The organism is Nocardioides marmotae (assembly GCF_013177455.1).
In the GTDB taxonomy this organism is placed as follows: Bacteria; Actinomycetota; Actinomycetes; order Propionibacteriales; family Nocardioidaceae; genus Nocardioides; species Nocardioides marmotae.
Genome location: NZ_CP053660.1, coordinates 2,104,419 through 2,127,696, shown reverse-complemented (window position 1 = coordinate 2,127,696; position 23,278 = coordinate 2,104,419). Strand labels below are relative to the sequence as shown.

Genomic DNA, 23,278 nt, shown 5'->3' with positions numbered 1-23,278 from the left:
AGGGCCCGTGGCCCGGCTCACACGGCGGGCGGGCGGGCCCGCGCCGACTAGGATTCGGGTCATGCCCGCCCCCGACGAGCCCGCGAAGCACGCCCCCCACGGACCGCTCCCGACCGGTGGCACCGTCCGGCCGATGACCCGCTGGGGCACCCCGGTGATGCACCGCCCCCAGCAGCCGGTGACCGCCTACGACGAGGAGCTCCGCTCGCTGGTCGCCGACATGGTCGCCACGATGTACGCCGCCGACGGCGTCGGCCTCGCGGCCTGCCAGATCGGGGTGGACCGCGCGGTGTTCGTCTTCGACTGCCCCGACGAGTCCGGCGACCACACGGTCGGCGTGGTGTGCAACCCCGAGCTGACCCTGCCCGAGGGCCGGGACCGCCACCTCGAGGAGTCCGAGGAGGGCTGCCTGTCCTTCCCCGGCGCCTTCGTGGAGTGCGCGCGGCCGGACTTCGCGACCGTGACCGGCACCGGGCTCGACGGGGAGCCGGTGACCTTCTCCGGCGACGGGCTGCTGGCCCGCTGCCTCCAGCACGAGACCGACCACACCAACGGCACGGTCTTCGGCGACCGGATCCCGACCAAGGCGCGCAAGAAGCTGCAGAAGCAGCACGACAAGCTGGCCGGCGACTACCCCGCGGACTGGCCCGTCGGCGAGGAGTGAGGCGGGCGCGGCTCGGAGGCGGGCCGCGCCAGCGCGTTGACGGTCGCGCCGAAGAGCCACGGCACCCGCTCGGCGGCCGGCACCAGCGCCGAGCGGGTCGGCCGCAGGCTGGTCACGCCGAGCAGCGCCTGGGTCAGCCAGCGGTAGCGACGGGTCAGTCGCCGCCAGTCCTGCTCGTAGCCGGGCACGTCATCGAGGGCCACCGCCCGCACCGCGGCCCCGGCCTGGGCCACCCCGAGCGCGATGCCCTCGCCGGTCAGCGCGTCGACGTACCCCGCGGCGTCGCCGACCAGGAGCACGCGCCCCGCGGTCCGCGCGGTCGCCTCCTGGCGCAGCGGGCCGGCCCCGCGGTCCGCGCTCGCCGGCTCCGCGCCGGCGATGCGGTCGAGCAGCTCGGGGAAGGCCGCCAGGTGCTCGTCGTAGCTCCCGCGGCGGGTGGTCAGCACCGCGATCCCGACCAGGTCCTCGGCGACCGGGGTGACGTAGGCCTCCGCCTCCCGGCCCCAGTGCACCTCGACGTGGTCGGTCCAGGGCCGCACGGCGAAGTGGCGGCGCAGCCCGCGGCGCACCTGCCCGCCGCGCGGCCGGTCCAGCCCGAGGGAGCGGCGCAGCGGCGAGTGCAGCCCGTCGGCGGCGACGACGTACCGACTGCGGTGGCCGGCGACGCTCACCCCGTCGTCGTCCTGCGTCAGCCCGGTGACGGTCGCCTGCTCGCACGGCACTCCGGCCTGCTCGACGGCGCCCCGCAGGGCGTCGTGCAGCGTCGTGCGGCGTACGCCGCGTCCGGGCCCGGAGCGGAACTCCGCCTCGACCCGGCGGGCCCCGGCGACGTACCGGATCCCGCGCAGGTCCTGCCCGGCCGGGTCGACCCCGAGCTCGCCCAGGGCCGCGACGGCGCCCGGCATCAGGCCCTCGCCGCACGCCTTGTCGATCGCGCCGACGCGCCGCTCGAGGACGAGCACGTCGAGGCCGGCGCGGGCGGCGTGCAGGGCGGTGGTGAGCCCGGCGGGCCCGCCGCCGACGACGATCAGGTCCCGCACGCCCTTGCTCATGCCGGCGCCCCGCCGGTGAGCCGGGCCAGGGCGGCGTCCTCCGCGCGGATGCGGGTGGCCAGCAGCCCGGCGTTGAGGACGGTGAAGACCAGCGCCGTGATCCAGGCGCCACCGACCAGCGGCAGGGCGACGCCCTCAACGACGACGGCGACGTAGTTGGGGTGCGGGATCCAGCGGTAGGGGCCGCCGGTGACCCGCGGGGCGCCCGGCACGACGATCACCCGGGTGTTCCACTGCTGCCCGAGGGTGCGGATGCACCACCAGCGCAGGCCCTGGGAGGCCAGGCAGAGCACGAGCATGCTCCAGACCAGGGCTGACGGCGGGTCGGGCCGGCGGACCCAGACCTCGACCAGCGCGCCGACGAGCAGGCCGGTGTGGAGCACCACCATGAACGGGTAGTGCCCGCGGCCGGACTCCACTCCCCCGCGCGCCAGGCTCCAGGCGGCGTTGCGGTTGGACACGACCAGCTCGGCGACCCGCTCCAGGCCGACCGCGACGACCAGCAGGGTGAACCCGACCTCGAGGCTCACGCGGCCGCCTCCGGCGCGCGCAGCAGCACCAGCTCGGAGCAGAAGCCCGGGCCCATCGCGAGCATCAGGCCGTAGGAGCCCGGCCGGGGTGGCCGGTCGGCGAGGGTGTCGGCGAGCACGTTGAGCACGGACGCGGAGGACAGGTTGCCGATCCGGCGCAGCGAGTCCCAGGTCATGCCCAGCGCGTGCCGGTCGACGGCGAGGGCGTCCTGGAGGGCCTCGAGCACCTTCGGGCCGCCGGGGTGCGCGACGTACCACTCGATGTCGGCCGCGCTGAGGCCGTGGTCGGCGAGGAACCCCTCGACGTCGCCGCCGACGTACTGACGGACCAGGTCCGGCACGGAGGAGTCGAGGACGATCTTGAGCCCGCCGGCGCCGACGTCCCAGCCCATGGTGCGCTCGGAGTCGGGGTACATCCGGCTCCGGGCGGCGAGGACCTCGGGCTGGTCGGGGCGGGCGGACCGGGCGAGCGGGTGGTCGGGCCCCACCGCGACCACCGCCGCGGCGCCGTCACCGAAGAGCCCGCTGGCGACGAGGTTGGCGACCGAGACGTCGTCGCGCTGCAGGGTCAGCGAGCACAGCTCCACCGAGAGCAGCACCGCGACGCCGTCGGGACGGCCGCGGAGCAGGTCGTGGAGGCGGGCGACGCCGGCCGCGCCCGCGACGCAGCCCAGGCCGACCAGCGGCAACCGGATGACGTCGGGACGCATCCCGATCTCCTGGGCCACCCGCGCCTCGATCGAGGGCACCGCGAGGCCGGTCACGGTGCACGAGACGACGACGTCGACGTCGGCCGGGGTCAGCCCGACCGCCTTGAGCGCGTCCACGACCGCGCGGGCGCCGAGCTCGACGCCGGCGCGGATGAACGCGTCGTTGGACTGCCCGAAGTCCTCGAGCCGGGCGTAGTCCTCCAGCGGCAGCGCGGTGTGCCGCGTCTCGACGCAGGCGTTGCGGTGGAAGCGGTCGACGACCGCGCGGTTCACCGACCCGGCCAGCAGCGTGGACGCGAAGGACTCGGTGATCTCCTCCTGGGTGTGCCGGTGCTCGGGCAGCACGCCGCGGACGCTCACGACGGTGCTCGGTCGGGGGCTCGGTCGGAGCGAGCGGCGCCCCTCGGCGGTGGTGGCGGTCATGCGGGCTCCTTGGCGATGACGGTGGTCGTGTCGGCGGGCGTGTCGGCGGGTGGGCGGAGCAGGGCGCGGCCGAGGCCGAGCGCGAGGGACGGGGTGAGCCGGCCGCGGGCCAGGCCCAGCTCGACGAGGCCGTCGAAGACCTGCTGGTCGGCGGCCGCGGCGGCGATGCCGGCGGTGAGCACGCGCGGGCTGCGGGTGAGCCGGGCGGCCAGCGCGGTGTGCCGCAGGTGCGGGAGCAGGAGGTCGCGCGTCCCGCGGCGGTGCAGCAGCCCCGCGCGTTCGGGCCGGCCCGAGCGGAGCGCCGCGGCCGCCGCGCGACCGGCGGCGAGGCCGGTGGCCACCGCGTAGAAGATGCCCTCGCCGGTGAGCGGGTTGACCAGGCCGGCGGCGTCGCCCACGAGGAGCACACGGCCGCGGCTCGGGCGCCAACGGGCGGTCGAGAGCGGGAGGTGGTGCCCGCGCCAGCCGGTGCCGTCCGCGGCCACGCCGGGCAGCAGCCGCTCGAGCCGGTGGAGCAGCTGGGCGCGGGTGGGCGCCGGCCGGCCGGCATGCAGCACCTCGCCGTAGCCGACGTTGGCGGTGTCGTCGCCGCAGTCGAAGGACCAGGCGTACGACGGCTGGTGCTCGGTGCCGAGCTCGATCACCTGCCGGCCGGCGTGCGCGGCCGCGACCGGCGCGTAGCCGCGGATCGCCAGCGCGACCGGTCCCCGGCGCCGCCCGAGCGCCCGGCGGACGACCGAGTGGGCGCCGTCGGCACCGACCACGACCGCCGCGGCCAGGTCGTCGTCGAGCACGACCGCCTCGGGGGTGACCTCCAGGCCGCGGACCCGGTGGCGGCGCAGGTCGGCGCCCGCGGCGAGCGCCGCCTCGACGAGCCGGGCGTCGAGGACGGCCCGCGGGACGACGTACGCCGGGCGGGTCATGGTGCGCTCGGCCGCGACCGGGCCGTGGGCCAGCCGGAGCCGGCACACCGGCGTGCGGTCGTCGAGCAGCCCGCTGACCCCGACGGTGGCGAGCAGGTCGAGCACGTGCGGGGCGATGCCGTCGCCGCAGGCCTTGTCGCGGGGGAAGTCGGCGCGGTCCAGCAGCAGCACTCGCAGGCCGGGGTCGGCGTGCAGGGCCCCGAGCGCGGTGGCGGCGCCGGCCGGCCCGGCGCCGACGACGACGAGGTCCCAGGCGCTCACCGGGCCACCACCAGGAGCAGGACGTCGAGCAGCGCGACCGCGACCGCGGCGCGGAACGGCGCGCGGCCGCTGGTGACCAGGGTCAGGACGGTGAGCACGAGGACGACGCCGAGGGCGCCGAGCGTCCAGGCCGGCGGGCTCCCGGCGGGCCCGAGGACGGCGAGCACCGAGGCGGCGGCGAGCAGCGCGGCGGCCAGCGCCCGCGAGGCGGGCGCCCCGATCCGGTGCGGCAGGCCCCGGACGCCGGTCCGGGCGTCGTCGGCGAGGTCGGGCAGGGTGTTGAGCAGGTGCGCGCCGACGCCGAGCAGCGCGCCCGCGGCGCCGGCCCAGGCCGGGGCCCACGCCGGGTCGGGCCCGGCGAGGGTGACGACGGAGGGCAGGGTGCCGAAGGCGCAGGCGTACGGCGCCCAGGACCACCAGGTCGCCTTGAGCCCGAGGTTGTAGGCGTGCCCGGCACCGGCGCCGAGCGCCACGTTGACCAGCGCGCTGCGCCAGCCGAGGAGCGCGGAGAGCGCCAGGCACGCGGCGGCCGTGGCGCCCAGCGCGGCGACCACCCAGGAGACCGGCAGCAGCCCGGTGGCCAGCGGCTTGTCGCGGCGGCCGACGGCGCGGTCGCGGGTCACGTCGCGCAGGTCGTTGCCCCAACCGATGGTCAGCTGCCCGGTCAGCACGGCGAGGGTGACCAGCACGGCGTCGCGGGCGTCGAGGTCGCTGCGGACCGCGAGCAGGGCCGCGATGGCGGTGACCGCGAGAGCCGGGCCGCCGTGGGCGGCCGCGAGCAGCGCCGCGGCCCGTCCGCCGGGGCGGGTGGGCCGGGAGGCGGGGACCGCGCTGGTGGTCACGGCCGGCGGCGCACAGCGACCGGTCCGCGTCGTACGGCGTCGCCGACCGCGCCGAGCACGGTCCGCGGCCGCAGGGCAGGGGTGCGGCCGGAGGCGGCGTCCTGCATCCCGGCGACGACCTCGGCGAAGACGTCCGGGCCGTCCTTGGTCGGCGCCCAGCCGAGCTCGACCCGGGCGCGGGTGGTGTCCATGGTCGGCAGCGCGAAGCCCATGTCCAGCCAGCCAGTGTCGACCTGCTGGAGCCGGGCGTGCCAGGTCGCGGACATGAACGCGCGCACCACCGGCGCGGGCACGTGGACCAGTCGCGCGCCGAGCGCGTCGGCGATGGCCTCGGCGGTGACCGGCGGGTCCGCCGCGAGGTTGAACGGGCCGGCGGCACGCTGGCGGAGCACGGCGGCAACGGCCTCGGCCACGTCGTCGGTGTGCACCATCGGCACGACCAGGCCGCGGTCCATGGGGAGCACCGGCAGCAGGCCGAGCGCGCGGGCGGGGACCATCGCCGGCACGCCGTACCGCAGCAGCGCCGACCCGGCGGCGCGCTGGCCGACGATGCCCGGGCGCAGCCGGGTGACCACCCGGTCGGGGTGGGCGGCCTCGTGCTGGTCGAGCAGGCGCTCGGCGGCGGACTTGTGCCGGCTGTAGCGGGAGGTCGGCACGCCCTCGGTGGGCCAGGACTCATCGACCGGGCGGTCGTCGGTCTTGGGCGCGTAGGCGCCGACCGAGGACATGTGCACCACGTGGGGCACGTCGGCCACGGCGGCCGCGCGCAGCACGCGGCGGGTCCCGCCGATGCCGGTCTCGGCCAGGTAGGTCAGGTCGTGGGAGGGCTGGAAGCCCCAGGCGAGGTGCACGACGGCGTCGGCGTCGCGGAAGGCCTCGAGGAGGGTCTCGTGGCAGGCGTCGGTGCTGAGGTCGGCGGCGTGCCAGGTGACGTCGTCCCCGCCGACCTCGGGAGGACGTCGAGCCAGCCCGACGAGGTCGTGGGTGCCCTCGGCCCGCAGCCGCCGCACCAGGGCGGAGCCGATGTTGCCGGTCGCTCCGGTGATCGCGATGCGCATGAGCGCTCGGTGCCCCGTGGCGGAGGGACTCACACGGCGTCCCGGGCGCCCGTCGGGGCACCCGGGACGCCGGGAATGGATCAGGTGACGCCGCGCGTGGGGCGCGTGGGCGGCCCGCGTGGTGGCGGGCGCTGGGCTCAGCGGGTCACAGGAACCGGCCGCAGTGCGGCCACGGCGAGCGGCCGCGCTGCTTGTAGAGCAGCTTGGCGCGGTAGGTCTGCTCGGCGGCCGAGGCGCGGTGCGGCAGGCCGCGTCCGCCGACGGAGCGCCAGGTGGCGACGTCGAACTGGTAGAGCCCGTAGTAGCCGGCGGGGTTGACCGCGCGGGGGTTGTTGCTCGACTCGCAGCGGGCCAGGCCGCGCCAGTTCAGGCGGTCGGCGACGGGCACCGACCGGCGCGGGGCGCCGACGAGCACGCGGCGCGGCCGCGGGTCGCGGACCATCGTCTTGCGGACGGCGCGCTTGACCACGCGGGCGTTGTGGGTCACCCGGATGACGCGCACCTTGCGCACGCCGTGCCGACCGTCGCGCACGACGCGACGCTGGCCGGGCTTCAGCTTCGTCGTACGCCGCTCCACGACGCCGGGACGCACCTTGACGCGGCGGGTGTCGACCTTGCGCTCGACGCGGACCACCTTGACGGTGTCGCCGCGACGCAGCTTGCGCTGCTCGCCGTTGACCCGGCGGTCACCGCGCAGGACCCGGACGTGGTCGCGCGGCGCGACCTCGACGGCGTGCTCGCGGAGGACGCCGGCGGGCCAGGAGGCGGAGGTGCGCACCGTGCGGGTCTTCTGGCGTCCCACGCGGAGCCGGACGGGGGTGGTGGTGTCCTCGGCAGCGGCGGCCGCCGCGGGCGCCTCGCCGGCGTCGGGCGACTGGTCGCCGGTGGCCGTGGCCGCGCCGGGCAGCAGCGCCAGGACGACCGCGGTCGTCAGGGCGGAGGTGGCCGCGAGCCGCGTGGTGCGGCCGGTGGGCAGGACGGAGGGCAGGAAAGGATGCAGGGGCATAGGTGAGGAGGTCCAAACGGGATTCGACGCCCTCGCCGAGCTGCGAGGGTCTCCTGGTCGTGAAACGGCCGGATCGTGCGGCCGCGGGAGCCCGACCGGTCCGGCATCGTGGGCCGCCCGGCGGGACGGCCGTCGACGGTACGTGAGGCCCCTCGATTCCTCGAATCGGCACCAACGGGCCCCGGGCCGATCGGCGCCCGTCCCCGCCTCGTCCCTGCCTCGTCCCCGCCGGCCTTCCCCGCCTGCGGTGTGACATCGGTCGCGTGTGGGCGTGCGAGGGCCGGGTACCCGGCTCGCGTCCGCCCCCGGAAGGAGCACCGACCATGACCGAGCCCACCGACCTGCGTGCCCGCGCCGCCGACCTGCCGAAGGGCGACGTCGTCGCGGTGCTGCTCGAGCAGCACGACCGCATCCGCGAGATGTTCCGCACCGTGCTGGACTCCGAGGAGGAGCACCGCCAGCGCGACTTCGACCGGCTGCGCGCCTTCCTCGCGGTCCACGAGACCGCCGAGGAGATGATCCTCCGGCCGGTCACCGCCCGGACCGACGCCGACGTGGCCGACGCCCGCAACCGTGAGGAGGCGGCGTCCAACGTCGTGCTCGCCGAGCTCGAGCACCTCGACGCCGCGAGCGAGGAGTTCGGGGACCGGCTCCGGGCCTTCCAGGAGATGGTGGTCGCCCACGCCGAGGCCGAGGAGCGCGAGGAGCTCCCCCGGATCCTCGAGACCTGCGACGACCCGATGCGCCAGGTGATGGGCAAGGCGCTCCTCGCCGCGGAAGCGGTCGCTCCCACTCACCCGCACCCCTCGACGGCCGGCTCCCCCGCCGCCCAGTGGATCGCCGGCCCGATCGCCTCGCTGGTCGACCGCACCCGCGACGCGATCCGCGCCGTCACCCGCTGACGCGCCGGCCGGCCGCGGCTCGGTCGTGTGCCCGAGGACGCGCTCGCCCGCGTCGACAGGCACACGACCCCCGTGCCCGGGCACGCAGCGGGGGCAGGTCAGCGGCAGGTCACTGCCGGGTCGGGTACGCCGTGCCGCCGTCGGCCGCGAGCGCCTCGGCGACGATCCGCAGGTGCTCCTCCTGCATCGCGGGGTCGAGCGGCGGGAGCACGTCGTCCCAGAACGCCAGCATCGCGCCGCGGCCCTGCATCATCCCGGCGGGGCGGGCCAGCGCCCACAGGTGGACGTGCTCCGACCCGTCGCCCCAGCGGCTGAAGTGGACCCGCGCGACGCCCGGGACCTGCTTGATCGCCAGGCTCAGCCGCTGCATGAGCGGGCCGAGGCTGGCCAGCACGTGCGGCGGGGCGTCGTCGAGGCGGCAGTGCTCGTTGGGCGCCAGCCCGCCGACGTACGGCAGGCCCATCCGGGTCCAGCCCGCGTCGACGTGCCAGGTGTCGTCCTCCCAGATCCGGTGCGGGTGCCGCTGGCAGTGCGGGCAGGCGGAGGGGTCCTCGACGCCGCGCCGGGGCTCCTCGGGCACGAGCATCTCCGCGAGCGGCGGGAGCCGGACGTCCTCGAACCGGGTGAGCGGCCCCTCGAGGAGGGGCGTGGGGTCCAGGCGCTCGCCGATCGGGAGCGTGCGGTGGTACGGCGAGTCCGCGGGCTGCTGGTCCATGGCAGGACCCTAGGGCCGACGCCGGGTCTGTGACCCGGGTCAGCGCTCCTGGTCAGCGCCGCGCGGTGACGTAGCAGGCGACCGCGGTGGCGGCGGCGACGTTGAGGGAGTCGACGCCCTCGGCCATCGGGATGATCGCGCGGCGGTCGGCGGCCTGCTCCCACCGCGAGGAGAGCCCGTGGCCCTCCGAGCCGAGCACCAGCGCCACCTTGTCGACCCCGGCGACCGCCTCGTCGATGGGCGAGGAGTCGGCCGCGAGGGTCAGCGCGACGGTGGTGAACCCGCGCGCCGAGAGCGACGGGAGGGCGTCGTACCAGTCCGGCAGCCGGGTCCACGGCATCTTGAAGACCGTGCCCATCGCGACCTTGATCGACCGGCGGTAGAGCGGGTCGGCGCACCGGGGCGCGAGGAGCACGGCGTCGAAGCCGAGGGCGGCCCCGGAGCGGAAGATCGCGCCGACGTTGGTGTGGTCGACCACGTCCTCGAGCACGAGGACCGAGCGGGCGCCGTCGAGCACCTCGTCGAGGCTCGGCAGGGGGCGGCGCTGGAGCGAGGCGAGGGCGCCGCGGTGGACGTGGAAGCCGGTGACCTGCTCGGCGAGCGCCTCGGAGAGCACGTAGCAGGGCACCTCGGAGCGGTCGAGGACGTCGGCGAGGCCGTCGAGCCAGCGCGGGGCCATGAGGAAGGAGCGCGGCGTGAAGCCGCCCTCGACGGCGCGGCGGACGACCTTCTCGCCCTCGGCGAGGAACAGCCCGTGCTCGGCCTCGAGGTTCTTGCGCAGCTCGACGTCGCGCAGGTCGCGGTAGTCGGCCAGCCGCGGGTCGGCGGGGTCCTCGATCTGGACCAGGTGCGCCATCAGTCGCCCTCCTCCGTCGACGGCACGGCGCCGAAGCGCTCGGGGTGGGCGACCGCGACGACGTCGCCGACGACGATGATCGCGGGCGGCTTGACCTGCTCGGCCTCGAGGTCGACGGCCAGCGTGGCGAGGGTGGAGAGCACCGTCCGCTCCCCCGGCATCGTCCCGTCGCAGACCACCGCGACCGGGGTCGTCGGCGCCCGGCCGCCGGCGAGCAGCGCCTCGGCGATGAGGGGTGCGTTCTGCACCGCCATCATCAGCACCAGCGTGCCGCGCAGCCGCGCGACCGCGGACCACTCGGTCAACGAGTCGGGGTGGCCGGGCGGCAGGTGCCCGGAGATGACGGTGAACTCGTGGGCGACGCCGCGGTGGGTGACCGGGATGCCCGCGACCGCCGGCACCGAGACGGGGCTGGTCAGGCCGGGCACGACCGTGACCGGCACGCCGGCCTCCCGGCAGGCGATGACCTCCTCGTAGCCGCGGCCGAACACGAAGTTGTCGCCGCCCTTGAAGCGCACCACGCGCTTGCCGGCCAGGGCCCGGTCGACGATCACCCGGTTGATCTCCTCCTGCTGGGCGCTGCGGCCGCGCGGCAGCTTGGCCACGTCGACCAGCTCCACGTCGGCCGGCAGGTCGCCCAGCAGCTCGCGCGGCGCGAGCCGGTCGGCCACCACGACGTCGGCGTCCATGAGCGCCTTGCGGCCGGCGACCGAGATCAGCTCGGGGTCCCCCGGCCCGCCGCCGACCAGCACCACGCCCGGCGTACGCCGCCGCTGCCGCCGTGCCGCCAGCACGCCCTCGCGCATCTGCTCGACGATCTCGTCGCGGATGCGCGCGGAGCGCTGCGGCTCGCGGTTGCCCAGCACCGCGACGGTGATCCCGTCATGGCGGCCGGTGGCCGGCGTCCAGGCGGTGGCGCGGGTCGCGTCGTCGGCGCGCACGCAGAAGACGCGGCGTTCCTCGGCCGCCCGGCTGACCCGCTCGTTGACCTCGGGCAGGTCGGTGGCCGCGATGCAGTACCACGCCTCGTCCAGGTCGGTGTCCGCGAAGCCGCGCTCGTGCCAGGTCACCTCGCCCGAGCCGACCAGGCCCTCGATCGCGGGCGTCACCTCGGGGGCGACGACATGGACCTCGGCCCCGGCGGCGATCAGCTGCGGGACGCGCCGTTGCGCGACGTGACCGCCGCCCACCACGACGACGCGGCGGTCGGCGAGGCGCAGGCCCGAGGGGTACGTCGGGAAGTCGTCCACCCCCGCATTCTCCCGTGTGCCGTCCGGGCGCCGGTGGTACGGGTTCGGGGACCGGACTACGTTCGGCCACGACCGTCCCCTGCGATAGGAGCGCCATGTCCTCGTCCCTCGACCGCCCGGTGGCCCCGAACCCGTACGACCTGCTGCCGCCCGTGCCGTCGTTCACGGTCACCAGCACCGACGTCACCGACGGGCAGCCGCTGGACCAGGCCCAGGTCGCCGACGGCGGGGACACCTCGCCGCAGCTGTCGTGGTCCGGCGCGCCCGAGGGGACGAAGAGCTACACGATCACCTGCTTCGACCCCGATGCCCCGACGCCGAGCGGCTTCTGGCACTGGGTGCTCGTGGACGTGCCGGCCGACGTGACCGAGCTGCCGACCGGCATCGGCGCCGAGGGGGCTGACCTGCCCGGAAAGGCGTTCATGTGCCGCAACGACGGCGGCTCCAAGGCGTTCATGGGCGCGGCGCCGCCGGCGGGCGACCAGGTGCACCGGTACTTCTTCGTCGTGCACGCCGTCACCGAGGACACCCTCGGCGTCGACTCCGACGCCTCCCCCGCGGTCGTGTCGTTCAACCTGGCCTTCAAGACCGCCGGCCGGGCGATCCTGCACGGGACCTACCAGCACTGAGCGAGGCCGCGCCAGCGGACTCGCTGCTGGTGGTCGAGCAAGCCGCGCGACCGAGGAACGAGGTCGCGACCGGCGTGTCGAGACCCGGCGACGGGCGCAGGGCCGCGGCCACGGTCACCGGGTTTCGACACGCTCGCTCGCGCTCGCTGCTCAACCAGCGGTAGCAGCCGTGGGCACCGGGTTTCGACACGCTCGCTCGCGCTCGCTGCTCAACCAGCGGCAGCGGCCGTGGTCACCGGGTTTCGACACGCTCGCTCGCGCTCGCTGCTCAACCAGCGGTAGCAGCCATGGTCACCGGGTTTCGACACGCTCGCTCGCGCTCGCTGCTCAACCAGCAGTAGCGGCCGTGGTCACCGGGTTTCGACACGCTCGCTCGCGCTCGCTGCTCAACCAGCAGTAGCGGCCGTGGTCACCGGGTTTCGACACGCTCGCTCGCGCTCGCTGCTCAACCAGCGGTAGCGGCCGTGGTCACCGGGTTTCGACACGCTCGCTCGCGCTCGCTGCTCAACCAGCGGAGGCCCGGCGGAGCAACTCCTCGAAGGGCGTGGGCTCGGCGAGCTCGTCGTCGACGGTGCGGCGCACCGGGCCCGCGGCGTCGGCGGGGCTGACCTTGCCCACCAGGGCGGCCAGCTCGCCGGCGGCGCGGGTGATCCGCTGCTCGAGCTCGGGGCTCGCGAAGTCCTCGGTCGCCGCGAACACCCCGGTCGGGACCACGACGGCCCGCAGGTAGGCGAACAGCGGCCGCAGCGCGTGCTCGAGCACCAGCGAGTGCCGGGCCGTGCCCGCGGTCGCCGCGACCAGGACGGGCTTCCCGTCGAGCGTGCCGGGTTCCAGGACGTCGAAGAAGGTCTTGAACAACCCCGAGTACGACGCGCTGAACACCGGCGTGACCACGACCAGCCCGTCGGCGTCACGCACCGCGGCGATCGCCGCGGCGAGCTCCGGGCCCGGGAAGCCGGTCAGCAGCCGGTCGGTGAGCTGGTGGGCCAGCTCGCGTAGCACGACGTGGGTGACCTCGACCTCCGCGAGCGCCTCCGCGGTCGCGGCGGCCAGCCGGTCGGCCAGCAGCCGCGTCGAGCTGGGGTCGGCCAGCCCGGCCGAGACGACGACCAGCCGGGTCATGCGAGCACGTCCTCGGCGCGGTGCCCCGTCGCGGAGTCGGCGGCGGCGTACACGGTGGCGTCCTTCCCGCCGCCGGCCGCGGCGACCAGGGAGCCATGGGTGGGGGCGTCCGGGACGTGCGCGGGCCGGCCCTCGGCGAAGCCCTGGCGCATCGCCGGCAGGATCTCGCCGAGCAGGTCGAGCTGCTCGAGCACGGTCTTCAGCGGCAGGCCGGCGTGGTCGATGAGGAACAGCTGGCGCTGGTAGTGGCCGACGTAGTCGCGGAAGGACAGCGTCCGCTCCAGCACCTGCTGGGGCGAGCCGACGGTCAGCGGCGTCGCCTCGGTGAAGTCCTCCAGCGACGGGCCGTGGCCGTAGACCGGGGCGTTGTCGAAGTAGGGACGGAACTCCCGGACGGCGTCCTGGCTGTTGGGCCGCATGAAGAACTGCCCGCCCAGCCCGACGATCGCGGTGTCGGCCGGGCCGTGGCCGTAGTGCTCGAAGCGGCGGCGGTAGAGGTCGACCATCTGCTGGGTGTGCGAGGCCGGCCAGAAGATGTGGTTGTGGAAGAACCCGTCGCCGTAGTACGCCGCCTGCTCGGCGATCTCGGGGCTGCGGATCGACCCGTGCCACACGAACGGCGGGACGCCGTCGAGCGGGCGCGGGGTGGAGGTGTAGCCCTGGAGCGGGGTGCGGAACCGGCCGGACCAGTCGACGACGTCCTCACGCCACAGGCGGTGCAGCAGCGCGTAGTTCTCGATCGCCAGGTTGATGCCCTGGCGGATGTCCTTGCCGAACCAGGGGTAGACCGGGCCGGTGTTGCCGCGCCCCATCATCAGGTCGACGCGGCCGTCGGTGAGGTGCTGGATCTTGGCGTAGTCCTCCGCGATCAGCACCGGGTCGGTGGTGGTGATCAGCGTGGTCGCCGTGGACAGCACGATCCGCTCGGTCTGCGCGCCGATGTAGGCCAGCGTCGCGGTGGGGTTGGAGGAGATGAACGGCGGGTTGTGGTGCTCACCGGTCGCGAAGACGTCGAGCCCGACCTCCTCGGCCTTCTTGGCGATCGCCACGGTGGCCTTGATGCGCTCCTGCTCGGTCGGCGTGCGACCCGTCGTGGGGTCCATCGTGACGTCGCCGACGCTGAAGATGCCGATCTGCATGGCCTGCCTCGTTCCTCGCGGGTGCGGCGGTGTCGCCGACACTGTGATTGAAAGTCGAACTATGCGTGTCAACCACGGTCTCCGCCACGGTATTCCGTGAAGATGGCGCGGTGCGCGTGCGGTGGTGGGTCCCGGTCCTGGTCCTGCTCGCGACGGTCGGGCAGCTGGCCGTCGCCCAGTGGGTGCCGGGCATCGACCGGTTCGAGGGCAAGGCGTTCGGCGCGCGGCTGGTCGCCTACCCGCTGCTGATGCTCCTGGCGCCGCTGATCTGGTGGGCGTGGTCACGCCGCCGCGCCACCTCCGACGCTGCGCCGCCCTGGGGTGCGTTCACCCTGGTGATGCTGCCGTTCCTCGTGGACGTGACCGGCAACAGCCTCGATCTCTACGACTCCGTCGTGTGGTGGGACGACCTCAACCACTTCGTGAACTGGCTGCTGCTGTGCGCGGGCATCGGGCTCCTGGTGTGCGGCTCGGTCCGGCCGCGCTGGGCGGTCGTCGCGCTGGTCACCGGCCTGGGCGCGGCGCTCGCCATCGGCTGGGAGGTCGGCGAGTGGTTCACCTTCATCCGCCACGGCACCGAGGCCGACACCGCCTACGAGGACACCCTCGGCGACGAGGTGCTCGGCACGCTCGGGGCGTTCGTCGCCGGGCTGCTGGTCGCGCGGGTCCTCGGGCGGCGGGACCCGGCGCCGGACCGGGAGGACCGCCCGGCGGCGTACGTCGCCTCCGGCCGCGACCGCACGTGAGCCTCTGGCTCGCGATCGCCCGGCGGGCCTTCCGGCGCTACTCGACCTACCGCGCCGCCACGCTGGCCGGCATCTTCACCAACAGCGTCTTCGGGATCATCCACAGCTTCGTGTTCCTCGCGGTGTGGACGGCCGCGCCGGGCGCCGGCGGCTACTCCGCCCAGGACGCGGTGACCTACGTCTGGCTGGGCCAGGCGCTGATCATGACCACGGCGCTGTGGGGCGGCGGGACCACCGAGGACCTCGCCGAGCGGATCCGCACCGGTGACGTGGTCATCGACCTCTACCGGCCGGTGGGGCTGATCGGCTGGTACCTCGCCGGGGACCTCGGCCGCGCGGCGTACCACCTGCTCACCCGGGGCCTGGCGCCGCTGCTGCTCGGCGCCCTGCTCTTCGACCTGACCGCGCCGAGCGGCGTCGTCGGGGTCGTCGCGGTGCTCGTCAGCGTGGCGCTGGCCGTGGTCGTGAGCTTCGCGATCCGGTTCCTGGTGGCCTGCCTGGCGTTCTGGCTGCTCGACGCGATCGGGCCGCGGCTGCTGGCGCTGGTGCTGGCCACCTTCTTCTCCGGGATGGCCGTGCCGCTGGTGATCTTCCCCGACGGGCTGCGCGAGGTGGCGCTGGTGCTGCCGTGGGCCTCGCTGCTGCAGACCCCGGCCGACATCTGGCTGGGCCAGCGCGAGGGCTGGTCGCTGCTCGGCGGGCTGGGCCTCCAGGCGGGCTGGGCGGTCGCGCTGCTCGCGCTGTGCTCGCTCGTGCTGGCCCGGGCGACCCGGAAGGTGGTGGTCCAGGGTGGCTGAGCCCGTCCCCCCGAAGGTCCTCGAGCCGGTGCGCCTCTACGCCCGGATCGCACAGATGTGGGTGCGCGCATCGCTGGCCTACCCGGCGTCGTTCTGGACGATGACGGTCGGCGCGTTCGTCGTGACCGCCCTGGACTTCGTCGGCGTGTGGATCCTCTTCGGCACCGTCGACGGCCTCGGCGGGTTCGGGCTGCGCGAGGTGGCGCTGCTCTACGGCGCGACCGGGATCGGGATCGGCGTCGCCGACCTGCTGATCGGCAGCGTCGAGCAGATCGGGCAGCACGTGCGCACCGGCGCCCTCGACGTGATGCTCGTGCGGCCGGTGCCGCTGATCGTCCAGGTCTGCGCCGACCGGTTCCAGCTGCGCCGGCTCGGGCGGATCGCGCAGGCCGTCGTCGTGCTGGGCTACGGGCTCGGCGCGGTCGAGTGGACCGCCGCCCGGGCGGTGGTCGCGGTCGTCATGGTCCTCACCGCAGGGGTGATCTTCTTCTGCCTCTTCGTGATCTTCGCGTGCGTGCAGTTCTGGACGACCGACGCCAGCGAGCTCGCGAACGCCTTCACCTACGGCGGCAACACCCTGACGCAGTACCCCCTCACGCTCTTCCCCGGCGAGCTGGTCAAGAGCCTGACCTTCGTGCTCCCGGTGGCGTTCGTGAACTGGTACCCCTGCCTCTACCTCCTCGGCCGCGACGACCCGTTCGGCCTGCCGGACTGGCTCCAGCTCGCCGGCCCCGTCCCCGCGCTGCTGCTGTGCGGCGTCACCGCCCTGGCCTGGCGCGCCGGCGTCCGCCACTACGAGTCCACCGGGAGCTGAGATGACCCAGCCCGAGACCCAGCCCACCCAGACCCACCGCGAGCCCCTCATCGAGGCGCGCGACCTGCGCCGCACCTTCGTCGTACGCCGCCGGGCCGGCCGGCTGCGCCGGGTGGCCACCGAGGTGGAGGCCGTCCGCGACGTGACGTTCTCGATCGGCGCCGGCGAGATGGTCGGCTACATCGGCCCCAACGGCGCCGGGAAGTCGACCACCATCAAGATGCTCACCGGCATCCTGGTGCCGACCAGCGGCCACCTGCGGGTCGCCGGGCTCGAGCCGAGCCGCCGGCGCACCGAGCTGGCCCGCCGGATCGGCGTCGTCTTCGGCCAGCGCACCACCCTGTGGTGGGACCTGCCGCTGCGCGACTCCTTCGAGCTGCTCCAGCGGATCTACCGGGTCCCGCCGGCGACGTACCGCCGCAACCTCGAGCGCTACGTCGAGCTGCTCGCGCTCGGGGACCTGCTCGACACCCCGGTGCGGCAGCTGAGCCTGGGTCAGCGGATGCGCGGCGACATCACCGCCGCGCTGCTGCACGACCCGGAGATCCTCTACCTCGACGAGCCGACGATCGGGCTGGACGTGGTGAGCAAGGGCCGGCTGCGCGAGTTCCTCCGCGCGCTCAACGAGGAGCGCGGCACGACGCTGCTGCTCACCACCCACGACCTGCAGGACATCGAGGCGCTCTGCTCGCGGGTGATGGTCGTCGACGGCGGCACGCTCGTCCTCGACGGGCCGCTCGACGCGCTGCGCGCCCGCGGCGGCGCACGCCGCACCCTGGTGGTCGACCTGGTCGACGAGGCGCCGCCGATCGAGGTCCCCGGCGCTACCACCGACCGGGTCGAGGGGCCGCGGCAGTGGCTGTCCTTCCCCGTCGGCGCGAGCGCCGCGCCGGTGGTCGCCGCCGTCGCCGCGGCCTACGACGTCGCCGACCTGTCGTTGCCGGAGCCGGCGATCGAGGACGTGATCAAGGAGCTGTACGCCGGGGGCTGACCCTCCCGGCCGGCCCGGACCGCAGCCGCGACCGCCAGGCGCCGGTCAGCTCGGCCACGGTGCTGTGCGCGAGGGGGACGTCGGGGTAGCGCGCCCGCAGCGCCACCCCGTCGGGGGTCGCCGAGAGCCACAGCTGCACGTCGTCGGCGAGGGTCGGCGCGGAGACGTGGTGGGCGTTGCGCGCCCGGGCCTCGGCGGCGCCCGGCAGCCGGGTGTAGTCCAGCCAGGACACCATGAACACGTCGGCGCGCTCGCGCACCAGCGGCGCGGGCAGGGCGGCGAGCACCTGCTCGAGCGGGATGGCGGCGAGCCCGACCGCCGCGCGCAGGTCACGGCCCACGGCCACCGGGTCGTCACCGGCCCGCACCTCGAGCGGCACGGTCGAGGTGAACCAGCCGAGCGCGTGCCGCTCGGCGTCGGTACGCCGCGTGCTGACGGGAAGCAACAGGGGCAGCTCGGCGGGGCCGCCGAGGTCGCCGACCGCCCCGGCGAAGGCGGCCAGCGCCAGCGCGAACGGCGAGACGCCGCGGCCGACGGCGGCGGCCCGCAGGACGGCGGTGTCCTCGCGGTCGAGCAGCGGACCGACGCGGGTGGCCTGGGGCAGCCGCTCCCCCGGCGGCAGGCCCAGCGGCAGCGGGAACGTCGGCAGCCGGTTGCCGCGGCGCTCCAGGAACGCCAACCACGCGGCCAGGCGGGGGTCGTCGTCCGGCACCGGCGAGGTGCCGTCCGCGGCCACCTCGGTGAAGCGGGCCGCCGGGCGGGCGGGGGCCGGCGGGCGGCCGTCGCGCCGGGCGACGTACCGCTCGTGGAGCTCGTCGACGACGACCGCGACCGAGCACGCGTCGGCGTGCAGGTGGTCGAGCCCGAGCACGATCGTCGAGCGGCCGGGGCGGGAGACGGCGACCGGGGTGAACGCGGGGTAGGTGAACGGCGCGCAGCCGGCGTCGAGCACGGCCTGCACCAGTGCCCGGGTCTCCTCGAGGTTGGCGGGGTGGGCGACCTCGCGGCAGCGCCAGCCGACCCTCGCGGGATCGACCCGGCGGCCCACCGGCGCGCCGTCCACGACCGCGGCCGCGGTCTGAAGCGTGTCGTGGCGGGCGAGCAGGTCCGCGACCGCCCCGGCGAGGGCCTCGGCGTCGACGGGGCCGTCGACCTCGAAGGCCCCCGCCAGCCAGACCGACGGCTCACCGCCCGCCGCGGCGGCGAGGTGGTGGCGCTGGTTGACCGAGAGCGGGACCACCTCGCCCGAGCCGGGTGCCGGGCCGGACACCTCGGCGTGCCAGGTGAGCACCCGGCCCGGCGCGAGGTCCCACAGGTCAGCGGTCGTGACGTGCACCGGCGGGCTCCAGCAGCCGGTCGTGCGTCGCCGCGACGAGCACCTCGCGCAGCACCTCGAAGTAGCGGGTCACCGCCGCGGCGGCCTCGGCCGTGTCGGGGGTCTGCGCGACGACGTGGAGGCGCTCGGCGTCGCGGTTGACCCACATCGAGGCGTTGCCGGTGCGGCCCTCGCCGGTGAAGTGCAGGCCCCGGTCGTGACCGGGCGTCCCGACGCCGGGGAACCAGCGCAGGTCGAGGAAGGAGACCAGCTGCGGGCTGCCCAGGGACTCCGCGGGCGTCGTGCCGGAGCGCACCAGCGTCTCCAGCACGAGCGGCACGGGTGCCCGGCCGAGCCGCTTCGCGCGCTCGAACCCGGCCTGCGCGGCCGCCGCAGCCGCGCCGAAGCCGTCGAGACCGGCCAGGGAGAAGTCGACCGGCCCGAAGGTGCAGTACCAGCCCTGGGCCGTCACGTGCTCGCCCCGGCGGGTGCCGAGCACGGTGAGCAGCAGCTGGTCGTCGACGCCGGTCAGCGCCCGCTCGGTCGCGCCCAGCGCGGCGAAGACCCCGCCGGTCGTGCGGGCGCCGGCCGCGGCGCAGACCCGGTCGAGCGCCTCGACCTCGGCCCCGGTGAGCAGGTCGGCCGAGCGCAGCCGGACCGGCGCGGTCTCCCCCGGCGCCAGCCCGAGGTCGAGCGGGAAGCGGGGCAGCAGCCCGCCGTGGGCCGCCACCGAGGAGACCCAGCCGGCGACCTCGGGCGACCCGGCGTCGTACTCCTCGCCGGCGGCGCGCTCGGCCGCGACGTGGGCCAGGAAGCTCCCGACCGGCTCCGACGGCGCGGCCGGCTCCGGCGGCTCGGGCGCGGGGTCGGCGCCGCGGCCCGCTTCGGCCTCGTACAGCGCCCCGAGCTCGGCGGCGAGCATGATCTGGGAGGCGGCATCGGTGAAGGCGTGGTCGCAGGCCCACACCAGCCCGAAGGAGTCCGGCCCCTCGACCACGACCAGCGCGAAGCCGGGCCACGCGTCGGGGCGGCAGGTCTCGGTGAACAGGTCGACCAGCAACCGGTGCACCGCGTCCTGCCACTCCTCGTCTCCGGCCGAGCCGTCGCCGGCGGGGCCCTCGAGCGGCTGGGCCTCCAGCGCGACGTCCGCGGCCGGGACCAGGTGCCGGACGGGTGCGCCGCCGTCTGGGACGCCGCCGAGGTCGAACCAGGTCCGCATGCCCTCGTGGCGGGCCAGGAACCGCTCGAGCGCGCGGCACAGCGCCGCGGCCTCGAGGGGCCCGTCGAGGGTCGTCGCCACGCCGGTCCACGCCCGGTGGGTGCCGCCGCGCGCGGCGAGGGCGGCGTAGGCGCGCAGGTGGTCGGCCTGGAGGTACGACGGCGGGCCGGCGTGGACCGGTGCCGCCGCCGCGGCAGCGGCCGACGCGGGGGTCGGCGCGATCCGGACCAGCCGGCCCGGGGCGGGCCGCCAGGTGTCGAGCCCGGCGAGCCTCATGCGTACACCGCCTCGGCGGCGACCCCGCCGACCCCGGCGGGCTCGGCGGGCTCGGCGGGCTCGGCGGGCTCGATCGCGTCCAGGACCCCCTCGCGCAGGGCGTCGAGCAGCCGCGCCATCGCCGCGGCCGCGGCGTCGGTGGCGGGGAACCGGGTGGAGACGCTCAGGCCGAGGTGGCTGCGCACCAGCCAGAGGTAGACCTCGTCGTCGGCGTGGGCCGGGCTGCGCAGGGCGCGGGCCTCCCACTCCGGCCAGTGCCGGGAGCCGGGCACGTACCGGGTGTCGACGAAGGAGACCACCAGGTGCGGGTGGTCGTCGGTGCCGAGCAGGTCGGCGACGCGCGGGAGCGGGATGCGGGCGCAGGGCTTGGCGGCGCGGACCGCGGACTCGACCCGGGCGAGCGCCCCGGTCAGCCCCGTGGTGCCGGCGAGGTCGACGGTGAGGGGCGCGCAGCCGACGTACCACCCGACCGACGAGGCGTGGCCGGGGTCGTGCCGGGTGTGCAGCGGCAGCACGTAGGAGAGCCGCTCGGCGCCCAGCAGGCGGCGCACCGCGAGGGAGAAGAGGGCCAGCGCCCCGGTCTGCGTGCCGGCGCCGGCGGCGCGGCACACCTCGCCGAGGCGGTCGGCCTCGGACGCGGTGGCGACCCAGGTCGACGTGCTGTGCTGGCGGGCGGGGCCGGCGCCGCGGGCGAGGTCGGTGTCGGGGTAGGCCGGGAACCCGCCGTGCTCGTCGAACAGCGTGCGCCAGCGCTCGACGACGGCGTGGTCGGGGCCGACGGCGTCGCCGGTGGCCCGGTCGGTCGCGCTGTGGTCGACATAGCTGGCGATGGTGTCGTCGAGGCAGTCCTCCTCCGCGTCGCCGGCCGCGACCCGCTCGAGCGCCAGGGCGATCTCGCCGAACCAGAGCAGCTGGGAGTAGGCGTCCATCACGCTGTGGTCGGCGCCGAAGGCGAGCACGAGACCGCCGCCGTCACCGGGATCGACCGTGGCCACCCGCAGGTGCGGCCAGCGCCCCGGCGCGACGGTGGCGAAGCACTGCTCGATCTGCCGGCGCACCTCCTCGGCCGGGAGCTCCCCGTGCTCGACGGGCACGACGTCGATGTCGTCGGCGTCCGCCGTCCGGCGGGCCCATCCGTCCCCGGCCGGGAGAACGGTCGTGCGCAGCGCCTCGTGGCGCATCAACCAGGCGCGTAACCCCCGCCGGACCGTGTCGTTGTCGTACCGCACCGGCAGCCGCAGGACGGACCCGATCCACGAGCCCGTCTCGCCGCCCCGCAGGTGTTGACCGTGGTCCCAGGACAGGCCGCGCGGGTCGTCCCGCCACGCGGGCGCCGCCACTTCCGGGGTCCAGGTGGTCAGCCGCCCTCCCGAGAGCGGATAGGCATCCAGTTCGGTGTATTCCACGCGTCGACCCTTTCGGAGTTCCAGACCATCCGAAAGGGTGATTCGAATCACGCCTCATGACAGGTGTGGGACGGCGCCCTGGTGGACAGGCGTGCACCGGGTCCTGTGCTCCTGGCAGGCCCGAACCGACCTGGAAGGCCGCCCGGCTGATGCCTGCCCCCACGACCTCTGGCACCCCCCACCCGACCCGTCCCCCAGCCCCTCCCACCCCTTCCCAGCAGCCCCGCGGCGCCGACGGTGGCGCCGTCCTGCGGTCCTCCTTCGGCGACGACGTGTTCCTCCGGCGGCACCGCGGCCTCGCGGCGCCGGTGCACAACCAGCTCGCCTGGCGGTACGACGCCGCGCTGGCGCCCGCCGCGGTCGAGGCGCTCGTCGACGCGCTGGCCACCGGCGGGCTGGCGCGCCGCGTCGACCGGGCGCTGGTCCCCGCGGCCCGCGACCGGTGGTCGGCCGCCGACCACCGGCCGGCCGTCCAGCACACCGACGCCCTGCCCCCGGGCGAGGCGCTGGCCTGGCTGCGCCGGCACGGGTCGGTGCCCCTGGACCCGACCACGGGCCGGGGCTGGTCGGTCGCGACGGCCTCCCTCACCGACGGCGGGTCGCTGCTGTCGCTGGTGGTCTCGCACGCCGTCGCCGACGGTGGCGCGATGGTCGACGCGGCGACCCGGGCCGGCGAGCGGTCCGCGCCGCTGGTCCTGCCGCCCCGGCCCGCCCTGCTGCCGGCGCTGGCCGGCGACGTCCGCGACGCGGCCGGCCAGGTCGCCGAGGTCCTGCGCTGGGGCCTCGCGCGACTTCCCCGCGGCGGCGGCAGTCGGTCCAGCGCGCCCGCACCCGCGCCCGCCGCGATGCCCACTCCGAGCCGACCGGATGCCCCCGGGGCATCGCCGACCGCGAACCCCGGGGTGGACTGGACCACCCCGCTGGCGGTCGCCGAGGTGTCCGCGGTCGAGGTCGCCGACGTCGCGGCCCGGCACGGCGGCACGCCGAACACCTGGTTCGTGGCGCTGGTCGCCGGGGTCGCCGCGCGGCTGCGCGGAACCGACGCACCGATCCCGGTCGCGCTGCCGGTCGCCACCCGCGAGCCCGGCGACCTGCGGGCCAACGCCACCCGGATCGCCCGGGCGAGCATCTCCCCCGCCCCGAGCGCCGACCCCGCCGTCCCCGAGGACCCCGCTGCCCTGGACCTGACCGCCGTCCGCGCCGCCTGCAAGGACGCCTACCGCCGGCTGGCCCAGGCGGCCGCCGCCGCCGAGCCGGTGCCGCTGGCCCTGGTGCAGATGCTGCCGGACGCCGTCGTCGGCCGGCTGCCGCAGCCGCCGGTCGCCGCCGCGCTCGCCTCCAACGTCGGCGAGCTGCCCGACGGGTTCGTCCGGGCGGCGGGCCTCCCCGCCCGCTCGGTCACCGCGATCGCCCACCAGGTCGGGGCGGGCGCGGCCGAGGTGCGGGCCTCGGGCGGGGGCGTCGCCGCCTGGATGTGCACCACCGGGGGCCGGGCGACCGTCTCCTTCGCCGGCATGGATCCCGACCGGGTGGCCGACGACGAGGCGCTGGCCGCCGCCGTGCTCGCCGAGCTGGACCGCTGGGGCGTGCGGGCGGAGCGGTGGTGAGCCCAGAGGTGGATCCGGGAGTGGG

The 23,278-nt window shown here is 76.0% G+C and carries 23 protein-coding genes; 8 read left to right on the top strand and 15 right to left on the bottom strand.

The features are described 5' to 3' along the window. Positions 1-61: 61 nt before the first annotated feature. Positions 62-664 (top strand): peptide deformylase, encoded by a 603-nt coding sequence (gene def, locus HPC71_RS10310; RefSeq protein ID WP_154614339.1) that lies wholly within the window; start codon positions 62-64, stop codon positions 662-664. On the opposite strand, the gene HPC71_RS10305 is transcribed toward def, so the two are convergent. From HPC71_RS10305 to HPC71_RS10275, 7 genes are all read right to left on the bottom strand, one after another. Further along, positions 631-1,716, bottom strand: a complete 1,086-nt coding sequence (locus HPC71_RS10305; RefSeq protein WP_154611655.1) for an NAD(P)/FAD-dependent oxidoreductase — start codon at positions 1,714-1,716, stop codon at positions 631-633. The two genes, def and HPC71_RS10305, sit on opposite strands and share 34 nt — an antisense overlap. Then, a complete protein-coding gene (locus tag HPC71_RS10300; protein ID WP_171896657.1) occupies positions 1,713-2,246 on the bottom strand; it encodes an isoprenylcysteine carboxyl methyltransferase family protein in 534 nt (177 codons plus the stop codon). Before HPC71_RS10300 ends, HPC71_RS10305 begins: the two co-directional genes overlap by 4 nt. Continuing rightward, positions 2,243-3,379, bottom strand: a complete 1,137-nt coding sequence (locus tag HPC71_RS10295) for a type III polyketide synthase (protein WP_154611656.1) — start codon at positions 3,377-3,379, stop codon at positions 2,243-2,245. The genes HPC71_RS10300 and HPC71_RS10295 overlap by 4 nt, the downstream gene beginning before the upstream one ends. Further along, positions 3,376-4,563: an NAD(P)/FAD-dependent oxidoreductase gene (locus HPC71_RS10290; protein WP_171896656.1), complete on the bottom strand. Its 1,188-nt coding sequence runs from the start codon at positions 4,561-4,563 to the stop codon at positions 3,376-3,378. The genes HPC71_RS10295 and HPC71_RS10290 overlap by 4 nt, the downstream gene beginning before the upstream one ends. Further along, positions 4,560-5,405: a UbiA family prenyltransferase gene (locus HPC71_RS10285; RefSeq protein WP_154614340.1), complete on the bottom strand. Its 846-nt coding sequence runs from the start codon at positions 5,403-5,405 to the stop codon at positions 4,560-4,562. The genes HPC71_RS10290 and HPC71_RS10285 overlap by 4 nt, the downstream gene beginning before the upstream one ends. Continuing rightward, positions 5,402-6,463 carry an NAD-dependent epimerase/dehydratase family protein gene (locus tag HPC71_RS10280; protein WP_154614341.1) on the bottom strand — a complete coding sequence of 354 codons (1,062 nt, stop codon included), beginning with the start codon at positions 6,461-6,463 and terminating at the stop codon, positions 5,402-5,404. Before HPC71_RS10280 ends, HPC71_RS10285 begins: the two co-directional genes overlap by 4 nt. A 145-nt stretch (positions 6,464-6,608) precedes the next feature. Further along, entirely contained in the window at positions 6,609-7,469 is an 861-nt protein-coding gene (locus tag HPC71_RS10275; protein WP_154611659.1) for a resuscitation-promoting factor, read from the bottom strand. 323 nt (positions 7,470-7,792) lie between these two features. Here HPC71_RS10275 and HPC71_RS10270 point away from each other — a divergent pair, with 323 nt between their 5' ends. Then, complete coding sequence (locus tag HPC71_RS10270) at positions 7,793-8,371, top strand: hemerythrin domain-containing protein (RefSeq protein ID WP_154614342.1); 579 nt, start codon at positions 7,793-7,795, stop codon at positions 8,369-8,371. Between the two features lie 109 nt (positions 8,372-8,480). Here the strand turns inward: HPC71_RS10270 and HPC71_RS10265 are convergent, their stop codons facing one another. The 3 genes from HPC71_RS10265 to cobA are packed head-to-tail and all read right to left on the bottom strand — an operon-like array spanning position 8,481 to position 11,192. Continuing rightward, entirely contained in the window at positions 8,481-9,086 is a 606-nt protein-coding gene (locus HPC71_RS10265; protein WP_154614385.1) for an HIT family protein, read from the bottom strand. A gap of 52 nt (positions 9,087-9,138) precedes the next feature. Then, on the bottom strand, positions 9,139-9,942 hold the full coding sequence (locus HPC71_RS10260; RefSeq protein WP_154611662.1) for a TrmH family RNA methyltransferase: 804 nt from the start codon (positions 9,940-9,942) through the stop codon (positions 9,139-9,141). Continuing rightward, a complete protein-coding gene (cobA, locus tag HPC71_RS10255) occupies positions 9,942-11,192 on the bottom strand; it encodes a uroporphyrinogen-III C-methyltransferase (protein ID WP_171896655.1) in 1,251 nt (416 codons plus the stop codon). The genes HPC71_RS10260 and cobA overlap by 1 nt, the downstream gene beginning before the upstream one ends. Before the next feature lie 95 nt (positions 11,193-11,287). On the opposite strand from cobA, the gene HPC71_RS10250 reads away from it, so the two are divergent. Next, entirely contained in the window at positions 11,288-11,821 is a 534-nt protein-coding gene (locus tag HPC71_RS10250) for a YbhB/YbcL family Raf kinase inhibitor-like protein (protein WP_154614386.1), read from the top strand. A 504-nt stretch (positions 11,822-12,325) separates the two neighbouring features. Here HPC71_RS10250 and HPC71_RS10245 read toward each other — a convergent pair. After that, complete coding sequence (locus HPC71_RS10245; RefSeq protein ID WP_154614387.1) at positions 12,326-12,943, bottom strand: CE1759 family FMN reductase; 618 nt, start codon at positions 12,941-12,943, stop codon at positions 12,326-12,328. Continuing rightward, positions 12,940-14,082, bottom strand: coding sequence for an LLM class flavin-dependent oxidoreductase (locus HPC71_RS10240; protein ID WP_154614388.1), 1,143 nt, complete (start codon positions 14,080-14,082; stop codon positions 12,940-12,942). Before HPC71_RS10240 ends, HPC71_RS10245 begins: the two co-directional genes overlap by 4 nt. 110 nt (positions 14,083-14,192) lie before the next feature. On the opposite strand from HPC71_RS10240, the gene HPC71_RS10235 reads away from it, so the two are divergent. Genes HPC71_RS10235 through HPC71_RS10220 form a run of 4 tightly spaced genes read left to right on the top strand, consistent with a single transcriptional unit; the run spans position 14,193 to position 17,430 of the window. Continuing rightward, the gene (locus HPC71_RS10235) at positions 14,193-14,828 is read left to right on the top strand and encodes a DUF2238 domain-containing protein (protein WP_216656586.1); all 636 of its coding nucleotides are present in this window, start codon (positions 14,193-14,195) and stop codon (positions 14,826-14,828) included. Then, complete coding sequence (locus HPC71_RS10230) at positions 14,825-15,625, top strand: ABC transporter permease (RefSeq protein ID WP_171896654.1); 801 nt, start codon at positions 14,825-14,827, stop codon at positions 15,623-15,625. Before HPC71_RS10235 ends, HPC71_RS10230 begins: the two co-directional genes overlap by 4 nt. Beyond that, on the top strand, positions 15,618-16,439 hold the full coding sequence (locus HPC71_RS10225) for an ABC transporter permease (protein ID WP_253943984.1): 822 nt from the start codon (positions 15,618-15,620) through the stop codon (positions 16,437-16,439). The genes HPC71_RS10230 and HPC71_RS10225 overlap by 8 nt, the downstream gene beginning before the upstream one ends. A 1-nt stretch (position 16,440) precedes the next feature. After that, on the top strand, positions 16,441-17,430 hold the full coding sequence (locus HPC71_RS10220; RefSeq protein WP_154614389.1) for an ABC transporter ATP-binding protein: 990 nt from the start codon (positions 16,441-16,443) through the stop codon (positions 17,428-17,430). On the opposite strand, the gene HPC71_RS10215 is transcribed toward HPC71_RS10220, so the two are convergent. The 3 genes from HPC71_RS10215 to HPC71_RS10205 are packed head-to-tail and all read right to left on the bottom strand — an operon-like array spanning position 17,405 to position 21,646. Further along, positions 17,405-18,766, bottom strand: a complete 1,362-nt coding sequence (locus HPC71_RS10215) for a condensation domain-containing protein (protein WP_154614390.1) — start codon at positions 18,764-18,766, stop codon at positions 17,405-17,407. The two genes, HPC71_RS10220 and HPC71_RS10215, sit on opposite strands and share 26 nt — an antisense overlap. After that, complete coding sequence (locus tag HPC71_RS10210; RefSeq protein ID WP_154614391.1) at positions 18,747-20,240, bottom strand: condensation domain-containing protein; 1,494 nt, start codon at positions 20,238-20,240, stop codon at positions 18,747-18,749. Before HPC71_RS10210 ends, HPC71_RS10215 begins: the two co-directional genes overlap by 20 nt. Continuing rightward, complete coding sequence (locus HPC71_RS10205; protein ID WP_171896653.1) at positions 20,237-21,646, bottom strand: condensation domain-containing protein; 1,410 nt, start codon at positions 21,644-21,646, stop codon at positions 20,237-20,239. The genes HPC71_RS10210 and HPC71_RS10205 overlap by 4 nt, the downstream gene beginning before the upstream one ends. Positions 21,647-21,795: 149 nt before the next feature. On the opposite strand from HPC71_RS10205, the gene HPC71_RS10200 reads away from it, so the two are divergent. Then, on the top strand, positions 21,796-23,253 hold the full coding sequence (locus HPC71_RS10200) for a hypothetical protein (RefSeq protein ID WP_154614393.1): 1,458 nt from the start codon (positions 21,796-21,798) through the stop codon (positions 23,251-23,253). The last annotated feature ends 25 nt before the right edge of the window (positions 23,254-23,278 follow it).

Coding starts and splice junctions, on each gene's coding strand:
- def (WP_154614339.1), top strand. CDS start 62: ATGCCCGCCCCCGACGAGCCCGCGAAGCACGCCCCCCACGGACCGCTC.
- HPC71_RS10305 (WP_154611655.1), bottom strand. CDS start 1,716: ATGAGCAAGGGCGTGCGGGACCTGATCGTCGTCGGCGGCGGGCCCGCC.
- HPC71_RS10295 (WP_154611656.1), bottom strand. CDS start 3,379: ATGACCGCCACCACCGCCGAGGGGCGCCGCTCGCTCCGACCGAGCCCC.
- HPC71_RS10280 (WP_154614341.1), bottom strand. CDS start 6,463: ATGCGCATCGCGATCACCGGAGCGACCGGCAACATCGGCTCCGCCCTG.
- HPC71_RS10275 (WP_154611659.1), bottom strand. CDS start 7,469: ATGCCCCTGCATCCTTTCCTGCCCTCCGTCCTGCCCACCGGCCGCACC.
- HPC71_RS10270 (WP_154614342.1), top strand. CDS start 7,793: ATGACCGAGCCCACCGACCTGCGTGCCCGCGCCGCCGACCTGCCGAAG.
- HPC71_RS10265 (WP_154614385.1), bottom strand. CDS start 9,086: ATGGACCAGCAGCCCGCGGACTCGCCGTACCACCGCACGCTCCCGATC.
- HPC71_RS10260 (WP_154611662.1), bottom strand. CDS start 9,942: ATGGCGCACCTGGTCCAGATCGAGGACCCCGCCGACCCGCGGCTGGCC.
- HPC71_RS10250 (WP_154614386.1), top strand. CDS start 11,288: ATGTCCTCGTCCCTCGACCGCCCGGTGGCCCCGAACCCGTACGACCTG.
- HPC71_RS10245 (WP_154614387.1), bottom strand. CDS start 12,943: ATGACCCGGCTGGTCGTCGTCTCGGCCGGGCTGGCCGACCCCAGCTCG.
- HPC71_RS10240 (WP_154614388.1), bottom strand. CDS start 14,082: ATGCAGATCGGCATCTTCAGCGTCGGCGACGTCACGATGGACCCCACG.
- HPC71_RS10220 (WP_154614389.1), top strand. CDS start 16,441: ATGACCCAGCCCGAGACCCAGCCCACCCAGACCCACCGCGAGCCCCTC.
- HPC71_RS10210 (WP_154614391.1), bottom strand. CDS start 20,240: ATGAGGCTCGCCGGGCTCGACACCTGGCGGCCCGCCCCGGGCCGGCTG.
- HPC71_RS10200 (WP_154614393.1), top strand. CDS start 21,796: ATGCCTGCCCCCACGACCTCTGGCACCCCCCACCCGACCCGTCCCCCA.